This is a genomic window from Psychrobacter sp. CoH-33_TS_01, assembly GCF_058189395.1.
In genome coordinates this window covers 403,904-414,016 of sequence record NZ_JBVGQI010000004.1, presented here as the reverse complement: position 1 = coordinate 414,016, position 10,113 = coordinate 403,904, and the positions used below count along the sequence as shown (strand labels likewise).

At 44.2% G+C, this 10,113-nt stretch carries 4 protein-coding genes; all 4 read left to right on the top strand.

Annotated elements, in window-relative coordinates; genetic code table 11:
* Nucleotides 1-1,401: hypothetical protein (locus ACZ2XM_RS09430; protein ID WP_490619001.1), on the top strand; the 1,401-nt coding region annotated here is incomplete at its 5' end.
* A 302-nt stretch (nt 1,402-1,703) separates the two neighbouring features.
* Complete coding sequence (locus tag ACZ2XM_RS09425; protein ID WP_490588281.1) at nt 1,704-6,740, top strand: CapA family protein; 5,037 nt, start codon at nt 1,704-1,706, stop codon at nt 6,738-6,740.
* Nucleotides 6,741-6,826: 86 nt separating this feature from the next.
* A complete protein-coding gene (locus tag ACZ2XM_RS09420; protein WP_490588280.1) occupies nt 6,827-7,912 on the top strand; it encodes a hypothetical protein in 1,086 nt (361 codons plus the stop codon).
* A 183-nt stretch (nt 7,913-8,095) separates the two neighbouring features.
* Nucleotides 8,096-10,045, top strand: coding sequence for a hypothetical protein (locus ACZ2XM_RS09415; protein ID WP_490588279.1), 1,950 nt, complete (start codon nt 8,096-8,098; stop codon nt 10,043-10,045).
* The last annotated feature ends 68 nt before the right edge of the window (nt 10,046-10,113 follow it).

The following is a 10,113-nucleotide window of genomic DNA, read 5'->3' as shown; positions in this document are numbered from 1 at the left end:
GATGCTGATGCTGATGCTGATGCTGATGCTGATGCTGATGCTGATGCTGATGCTGATGCTGACGCCGATGCTGACGCCGATGCTGACGCCGATGCTGACGCCGATGCCGACGCCGACGCCGATGCTGACGCCGATGCAGACGCCGACGCGGATTGTGATGCTGATGCTGATGCAGACGCTGATGCAGACGCCGATGCCGATGCCGATGCCGATGCCGACGCCGATGCCGATGCCGACGCCGACGCCGATGCTGATGCTGATGCTGATGCTGATGCTGATGCTGATGCTGACGCCGATGCTGATGCTGATGCCGATGCTGATGCCGATGCCGATGCTGATGCTGATGCTGATGCTGATGCTGATGCTGATGCTGATGCTGATGCCGATGCCGATGCCGATGCTGATGCTGATGCTGATGCTGATGCTGATGCTGATGCTGATGCTGATGCTGATGCTGACGCCGATGCTGACGCCGATGCTGACGCCGATGCTGACGCCGATGCTGACGCCGATGCTGACGCCGACGCTGATTCGGATTGTGACGCGGACTGCGATGTTGATGCGCATCCGACTTATCATTGGAATGTCGTTTGTCAGTCAATCGCTAGCCCAGCTACGACTGACTACGCCGACAGTATCATGGTGGGATATAACGCCAATGGCAGCACGATACCGTTTGGCGGCATAGTAGCGGCCTCGAGTATTAGTACTTACGGCTGTGATGATGTGATTCAAGTTAGCCATGCTGTCTTAAATTCAGACATCTCTATGGGCTCTGGTAATGATACGTTATCCGTAGGACATCATATTTCATTAGGCTCAGAGGTAGATATGGGCATGGGTGATGACACTATAGATGTTGGCGGCAATGTCTCAGTCTGTAGTACGATTGATACGGGTATGGGTAATGACACAATCACTATCGATGGCTCTATCAAAGGTCATTCTACTTTGGATACGGGTGAAGGTGATGATGTGGTGAATGTCGGAAACGTAGGCAGTCACTTTACCAGTGCCACTATTGAATTAGGTGACGGTGACGATACGCTGACTATCGATGGTAACTATTATAGTCATAGCCAGATTGATGGTGGTGACGGCAGTAATGACACCTTGAACTTAACAGGTAACTGTCGTACCACTTTAGACCTAGAGCATGTGACTGGGTTTGAGAATATCAATCTAAATGGTCATGATACTGTCAATCTAAGCTTGGCTGATGTATTGGCTAATACTGAGACCAATGACCTAGTAATATCTGGCACAGACTCAGATCAAGTTAATATGACGGGAGACTGGACAACCAGTAGTAGCAACATGAGTGGCTACGACCTCTACTTCAGTACAAGTACAGCAGAATGTGTCTTTATCGATACTGATGTTCAGGTAAATATTATCTAAACCGAATCACAGAGATTATTTAGATCCCCCTATAAAAGACGCTTCCAAATGGAGGCGTTTTTTTATTATAGATATTAATTTTCTTCAGCTAGTGATTACTTTAGAAACCTAAATTTTTCTACTTTGCTGATAGTGGAGACTATCTCACAAATAGTTTGTACTAATTTCAATGCGTTGCTCTTAATGCTAGTTACGATAAGAATTATCCCTAAGTAATTAACCAAATTAACTTAAAATTATGATAAATTTAATTTAACAATTAATTAAGATATGGATAATAATAAATAGGAGTCAGCAGCTCAATGGAAGCCATAAAAGACTATAAAATTAAGGAATTATTCACATTAATTAAGCAAAAACTCACTAGTGAAACTGGTCTATGGTCAGCACTAAATAAATTCGATGGGACAGCAGACTACTGTATGATTATCTCAGCGAGCGATATGTACAGTCGTGCTATTACTAAAACCGTATGGATTGCAGACGTAGAAGGTCAGCAAGCTTTGTCGGCATCATTGAGTCAGGGTATTGCAGTGAAGCTTATAGAAATGGCTGAAAAGTTGGATGAGCCCCTAGTAACTTGCAGAATTGAATGGATGATTAATAGCCAACTAACGACTTGGTCTGAATTTACTAACTCACTGAAAAAATTTAAACGTAATTATTATCGCTCAGGAATTGCCTTCAAAGGCATTCGCGAACCATGGCTGTTACTTACTGAAATGGAATTAAATGCTAATGCTTGCCTTTATAAAGGGGGCCAGACCTCGCATGCTGCAGTTAATGATAATAACTTTTCACGCTATTTTAAAAGACGTCATGGCAGTAGCCAAATTCCTAATTATACTCCCGATTTAGAGATGCTAACTTTTAATACTACTGGGTGGTTTTTTGATATTCGTACGAGCGAATGCTGGGATATCAATACGCAGCCTAGAAACAAAGGCAGGCGCTTAATAGGGAGTTTGCAACCAAATTCGACATTGAGCATAGTCACCAAAAGCAGCCAGTACCTTGCCGAACAAGTACAAACTTCAGGTAAGTATATATACGGTTACTTTCCATGTTTCGATCGTAAGATCGATTTTTATAACAACCTACGTCATGCCAGTAGCACTTATGCCCTAATAGAAGGTTTCGAAGTTTGCCGGGATAAACAAACGTTAAATGCTAATGAGCTTGCAGAGCTTAAAACCCGTATAGACCATGCCTTAAAATATGTGAGAGATAAGCTTATTAGAGATTATGGAGACGTAGCTTATGTGATTGACCTGAATGATGAAATCAAACTTGGTGCCAATGCCGTTGCTATTTTAGCATTCGTAAAGTATTTACAGGTCTTCTCCAATACTGAGCATCGCGATGAGTATCTAGCCATTACTGAAAAGCTCGCCTCAGGTATAGTGGCGATGCAGCAGAAAGATGGTAGTTTTGTCCATGTCCTACATGCCGATTCACTCAAATTAAAGCAAAAAACCCGTATCATTTATTATGATGGAGAAGCGGCATTTGGTCTGATGCGTTTGTATGGATTGACTAAAGATGACCGCTGGTTAGACTGTGTTGTGCGTGCTTTTGACCATTTCATAGATGCCAAACACTACCACGCTCATGATCACTGGTTATCTTACTGCTCTAATGAATTGGTTATCTATAAGCCTGACAAAAAGTATTTTCAGTTTGCGGTTAATAATGTCAAAGGCTATACCGACTTCATAAAAAACCGTATTACTACTTTTCCTACCTTGCTTGAGCTCAGCATGGCCTTTCACAAGATGCTTATCAAGCTCGACGACTACCCTGAGTACCATTATGTTTTAGAAGGATTTGATATTGCAGAATTTTACGAGGCTCTACATGCTCGTGCAAACTACCTGCTAAATGGTTTCTTTTTTCCTGAAGTTGCCATGTTCTTTAAATCTCCTAATTCCATCGAACACGGCTTCTTTATTCGCCATCATGGCTTTCGTGTCCGTATCGATGATGTAGAGCATTATCTGTCAGGATATGTGAATTATTATGCTTTATTAGCGAATCCAAAGTATCCCAAACTGCTTACCGAAGCGACTTCCCTTAAAGCACCTGTCACTGCACCAGTACCTATTACTCAAGCTCCAGAGAAGCGCGATGATATTTGTACTGTTGCGTGGGGCGGTGATGTGAATTTAGGTCGTCGTCAGCACTTTTTGACAGCAGAATATGGTGCAGACAACGTACTAGATATCGCCGTATTAAAAGAAGCCGATTACACCATTGTTAATCTTGAGTGCGTGCTGTCCGTGCAAGGGGAGCAAGGTCGCCAAAAAGGGGAGGGTGGGCCTTTTTATTATCGAGCACGCCCAGAGATGGTGACAGTGCTACTTAAGGCTGGCGTAGATGCAGTGACCTGCGCCAATAACCACAGTGGCGATTACGGGACTGCCGCCTTAATTGAGCAGGCAGAGATTTTACGTGCCGTTGGCATCGACTCTGTGGGGGTTGGCGAAAGTAGAGAAGCCGCCTTTGCTCCTATATATCATACTTTGCCCAACGGGGTTCAGCTCGCTTTATTCAATGTTGATGCGACTATGAAACGCTATGCGGTTGCCAGCTCGTCAGTAGTTAATGGCAAACCAACAGGCTCAGCTAAGGCAACGGTCAATGGCATAGCGGAAATCTCGGCTGGGGCCGCTTATATTAACCCCAAAGACCATGATCAATGGTTACAGACCTATCAGCCTTTATTTAAGCGAGAAAAGTCTAGCGGTCGTTTGGTATTAATAGCCATTCATTGGGGAGCGAATGAACGATCGGTGCCTGATAAGGATGAAATTGCCATAGGTCATCAGTTGATAGAAGCTGGAGCGGATGCCATATTGGGTGCATCGGCGCATCGACTACAAGGTATAGAGCTCTATAAAGGCAAGCCTATTATCCATGACGCTGGTGATTTACTGTTTGATGCCATGGTAGCAGACCCGAAAGATGGTGGCGTTTTTGAACTGCAAATATCGCAGCAAGGTGTTGAAGCAGTCCTCATGCATCCGGTCGCTGTCGATTATGGAAGGACAGAGTCCATAAAGGGCAAGGAGGCTATTGCGAGCTGTCAGAGTTTTGCGCAGCTTTGCCAAGCTATGAAAACGCCAGTGCAGATTTATGAGGAGGGCTGTCTTGCTGTGTTGACACCCAACGAGGCGAGCCCGATTAAGCATAATTTATCTATTCAACCCTCTACAGAAATTTCGGATACTCGCTACCGTAAACATGCTAATGAGGGTCAGCTAGATTTCACCCCATGGGATGCAAAATCTCGCAGTGATTTACGGGTAGATGAGGTGCCAGCAGAGGCTCGGATAGACCCTATAGAATTCGGCCCTATGCGGTTAATAGGACTACAAACCAAGCCGCGGTTCTTCAATCGACGTCGGATGTTATGGGTGGAGAGTTTCTGGGAAATAGCTGAGACCGTAAGCGAAGATTATCGCATTCATTTTCGTGGCAAGCCGACTTTTGCCACGACTATGCTAGCTTGGGGTCGAGGTACCTCACATGATCCCTGCGATTGGCTGATGCCCACCTCTACTTGGGAAGTTGGCAGGATATATAGAGATTTTTATGGCTTGCGACCGCCTTACTTAAAGACTTGGGATAATGGTGTATTACAGCTTGAAGTGGCTATTCGAGGCGCTGGCTTGAATACCCCATTTAAGAGTTTGCCCTTTCATTACACTCTGCATATCAATGACGTCAAATACGCCGCTTCATTGCCAGAACATTTAAAGTATCGTCAAGCCTTTGCAGACAAGGTTTATGACCGTCATACAGTGGGTACATGGAATGCCGACCAACTGCAATCTATCACTCGCGGTAAATGGCTAAAACCGCCTCCTAAAGGTTGGTATATCGATGCTGTGGTCAATAGTCAAAAACATATTGATGAATTTAGTGGGCAGCAAGTGCTTATGGTGGCCAATACCAATGAAAATAGGGCCCAGCATGAAAACAGTACTAAGCGACCTCAGCCGTTTGACCGTCACGATCAGATCCAACCGAATGTAGCCAAACTAGCAGGTGCTATCGTTGAACGTCCTATCGAAGGCTTACCAGATGATTTCCCCGTATTATTAGTTAAAGATCCTATTAAAGCTTGGATAGAGATAGGCATTGCGGCTCGAACCCGCTTTGACAAACCGGTTATCGCTATCACAGGGACGGTAGGAAAATCGAGCACTTGTGACATGTTGGAGCACATGATGGTCGATAGTAAAGTATTGACATCATTTGATAACTATAACTCACGAGTAGGCGCGCTTGGGGTATTGGCCAGTCTGGCACCGGATCATGATGCCGCGATAATAGAGGTAGCACAAAGCGCATTATGGATGAAAAGAGGACCGGTCACCCAGTTTATCCAACCTGATGTGGCCCTAGTCACCGAAATAGGCTATTCACAGACTCAACAGCTTAGCTCCCTTGAGCAGACCATGAAGTACAAGGCACAGATATTCAATGGCTTAAGTCGCAATGCGATAGCTGTCGTTGGGGCGCATTTACCGTTCTTCGAACAAGTCCTCGATTACGCGCAAAAATATAGCAAAAGCGTGGTCATCTATGGCGATCATCCCCAATCGCAACTCCGAATCAAAGATATCGAGCTATCATTAGAATCTAGCCGCGTACAAATAGAGACGGATGAGGGAGACTTTGAGTTTATCGTGCCCATGCCGTCTATAGGGATGGCAAAAAATGCAATTGCGGCCTTTGCAGTGATTCACGCTTTAGGATTCGATAAACAGGCGGCCTGTCGCGCTATTGAGCGCTTCGAGACTACCAAAGGTAGGTTGCAGATTGAAAAATTAAGCTATAAGCAAGGTGTCGTGAATATCATCGATGACAGTTTTAATGCGGAATACGACTCTATGGTGAATGCTTTTACCATTTTTAAGAGTCAGGCTTTTAAAGAAGCGGATACCAAAGGTGCTGATGCTGATGCTGATGCTTCTACTACTAACACCACCTCAGTTAATGGCGATCCAGTGAGCCGCTATAACAAAAAGATATTTGTGCTTGGGCGTATCGTCCATCTTGGCGATAAGGCCAAAGATATCCATGAAGCCTTAGCCGAGCCGTTGTTACAAAGTGGGCCGGATTTAGTACTCACTCATGGTGATGAGATGAAATGGCTGCGCGCCAAACTCCCCGACACGATTCTAGGGCCTCACTTTGATCATGCGCAAGCGCTCGCAGAGTTCTTGAAGCAGCAGGTGAGTCCTAATGATGTAGTTTTATTCAAAGGCTCTAGTAGAGATAGCGACTTTGGTAAGACGGGCGCTATTTTTAAAAAGATGCTATTACCTTGAATAAGGCCATTGATTGAAGCTGTTGACGCCATCAGTTTGATAAAACTATTGGATAATAACATTAGCAATAAAATGAGAAGAAATTTATGACTACCTACCAAGGTTTGGCGATATTCGTCGTGGTTATTATTGGTTATCTGCTACTGTCCGCCAATGATATCTCGTTAATAGACGGCATTGGTGATACCAAGGCCAGCGCTTCTGCTGCGCCAGATCGGCGTGATATGTCGGGTAGAAACTACAGCGCCTGCCTAGAGGGTAAGCATTTTTTAAAGCCGTTTCGTTACTCAAACCAGCCTGCTAGTGATTATTTTAGGTTTTCAATAAAGACAGAAGCGCAAGCGAAGAACGAATTGAGCAGCGAAGTGCAACAGACGCTATCTGCGCCACAAGCTATTGATATTCAAAGACAGCTTGAAGGAGCAGATGACTTGTATCAGCAAGTATTACACCTGAAGAGTCCGCTCGAGCAGCCGCGTTACCAGCTGGCGCAATATATCAATATTGAAATATCGCCACCTGACAAAGCGTATGGCCGTGCGTTTGATGAAGTCCATACCAGTAAAGCCGATCCCAACAACGAGTGCTTTATTCGGTTGGCACTAGGTAATGAAGTTTATGGAGACAGTAGAGAGTTCGCGACGCCTGCCCATGAGCTGTTTCACTTATACCAAAATAGTCAGATTATGTTTAAAAACGGCTGGTTATTAGAAGGGCTGGCGCGTTGGACACAATCTCTATTTACTGAAGGTACCGGAGAGGCCAGTCCATCCTTGCCGCAATCGAGAGCTGAGCTACTTAAAGTAATGGATACCAATTACGGCGCGAGCAAAATGTGGACGCGCTTATTCCAGCAAATTGACGACAATGATGAATTCGTTATCCCAGACACCCTCGCTAGCCAAAAATATCTTTCAGGAGCACCCGTCGTCGCTGATAATAAAGCCTATGGCACTGAGTTCATTCCTATCCTTTTTGAGGAGTTGGCAGCAGAGAGCCTACGAGTGTCAGAAATAAAAGGTTGGCCACCGTACGGATGGAAAGAAAAAATGCAGAGTGAAGACTCTCTAAACCCTTATATCTGGGAAGCTACCAAGCGTGCTGTAAATCGGGTAGTGCCTAAAGCGCAGCAGTCAAATGAGCTAAAGACGTTCTTAGCGATAAAGCTATAGGTGTTATTTATTGTTTATCGTTCGCTCATGGTTGTACTTAAATGGTTGGTTATACTTCACTGGTTATCTTTAATTAGTTAGGCTCAACCCAAGATTATCGAAAGTAAGATAAAGGCAATTGACGTAAAAAAGTTTTAAGTAAGGATTTCACACTCATAAAATATCTGCTGGCGAGACAGCACTATGCTTGCAAATGCCCTTCATATTTACCAGCACCTCTTCGCTCAGCATAAAGTTAGAGTAGGGGCGATCTTGGCGATGAGTTTGCTATCGCAAGTGTGTCTATTGGTCAGTCTAATCTTGCCTTGGCAGATTCTCTACGTGCTATCCACGGGTCATAGCCGGATGGACAGTATGTTGACTACCCCAATGCCAGCGATGCTGCAATTGATTTGGTTGAGTATCATTATTGCGCTTAGTTTTGGCCTTTACGTTTGGTTAAAGCATCAAAGCAAAGTGTGGATAGACAGTCTAGCTGATGCGGTAGTCCGTTCATTAGATAAGACGAAATTGATGGTAAACCACCAGTCGATTGCTCATTTCACTATGGGGGTCATTATTCGCAGTTTGGCGGCCATTGTTAACTGGGTTATATTTACGACCATCATTTTATTTCTTTATCCTAAATTGGCTATCGCTGTCCTCTTCTATATGCTGGTACTCGCCCTTAGTATTAGCTACACCTCGTACCATTCACAGCATTTAGCCGACTATCAAAAGTTGCAGGATCGCCTTCAGCAAAATAGCTTATTGCTCACCAACCTCGGTATTGCCGTTAGCTTTGCGGTCATTGTCTATGATTATACTCAGCAGAGTCTGCCAACCTTGGTGCTGACTTTTATAGCGGTGTTAGTCATTAGGCAAGCGTTATTGGCCTATATTAATATCGCTCTTGGCTTGTTGGGCATTAAGAAACGCATTAATAATATTAATCTATTATTTTTGTCTAAAGAGCAGCAGCTTGGCTTAATGACTCAAAACGATTTTGAGCAGCAGTTTTACCAGAAAAACCTGAATGAATGGTTGCCACAGTGGATGATTAGTCGCTATCCCAAAGCGCTATCAATCGAGTGTGTGGAGTGCAAGCTCTTTAGTAAGGCAACTGTTGCCTATGTCGTAGTGCGCCTAACCGAGATTAGACAGGATAAGAAATCACCCACACCCTATTATCTATTGCTTAAATGCTATCACCCGACCAAAGAAAGTTTTGCTCAGCATGAAATTGATTTTTTGACAGTATTTGGCACGTCTAGCAGCACTGAGAACTATACTGATAACCTCATAGCTAACGGCCCCCTATCTGAGAATAATAGCATTCTGCCTAAGAGCGGTGTTCCCAATCCCACCCTAAGTGTGGCAGGATTTTCTAGTAAGAGAGAGGACTATAATAAAAAGCCTGAGAAGGTATGGCGGCCCTCCGATATTCCAGTGAATTCGATGCAAGAGAATAAGGCCAAAAGTCATGATGTGTCATTAATACCGACTTTTATAGCGTCCGGAAAATTAGAGCAGGGCAGATATCTGCTGATGGATTTTCATCCTGCTGCCCTAGGTCAAACGCTGGAGAAGCGCAGACCCTATTATGCTCAGATAAGAGAGCACATTTATAATTTATCCGTACCTAATCAGTTAATTGAGAAGTTCCAGAGAACCCATGTGGATTTAGCTCAACGAATGCGTGCGCTCGACTGGTCACGATTAGATTATTTACATCAAGATGAGCGTGACGAGTTAAGGCTAGATGAGATGATAGGCCAGTGGGATAATTTGATAGTCAGAATAGAGCGGCTCCCAAAGACTTTAACGTTAGATAATTTATCGACGTTACGACTGGCCGTCTGTGAGGCAAAGCCTATCGTTTATTGTTGGCAGGGGTGGGTGTTTGAGAGTTTAGGTGCCTATTGGCCAATATCAGCCCACATGAAGCAAGAAATTGCTGCAGTTATTGAGAGTATGAAAGTGCGAGGGAATGCTGCGCTACTGAGTTATATAGAGAGTTATAGTGAAAAAGAGCTGTTAGAAGGTGCCTTATTAGCGGCAAGGTTGCATAACTTCTGTCGTAATTTGCAGCAAAAACATAATATTGATGCATTAAACAGTTTGCAGGACATTTTTAAAGTTATCGAACAATAATGGGGAAGTCTAGTGGATGCCCATAGCCATCCTAATTAATTGTGCAATAGTAAATATGGTCAGAAATC

Bases quoted from the DNA above. Each gene is read 5' to 3' on its own strand.
- ACZ2XM_RS09425 (WP_490588281.1), top strand. From the start codon at position 1,704: ATGGAAGCCATAAAAGACTATAAAATTAAGGAATTATTCACATTAATT.
- ACZ2XM_RS09420 (WP_490588280.1), top strand. From the start codon at position 6,827: ATGACTACCTACCAAGGTTTGGCGATATTCGTCGTGGTTATTATTGGT.
- ACZ2XM_RS09415 (WP_490588279.1), top strand. From the start codon at position 8,096: ATGCTTGCAAATGCCCTTCATATTTACCAGCACCTCTTCGCTCAGCAT.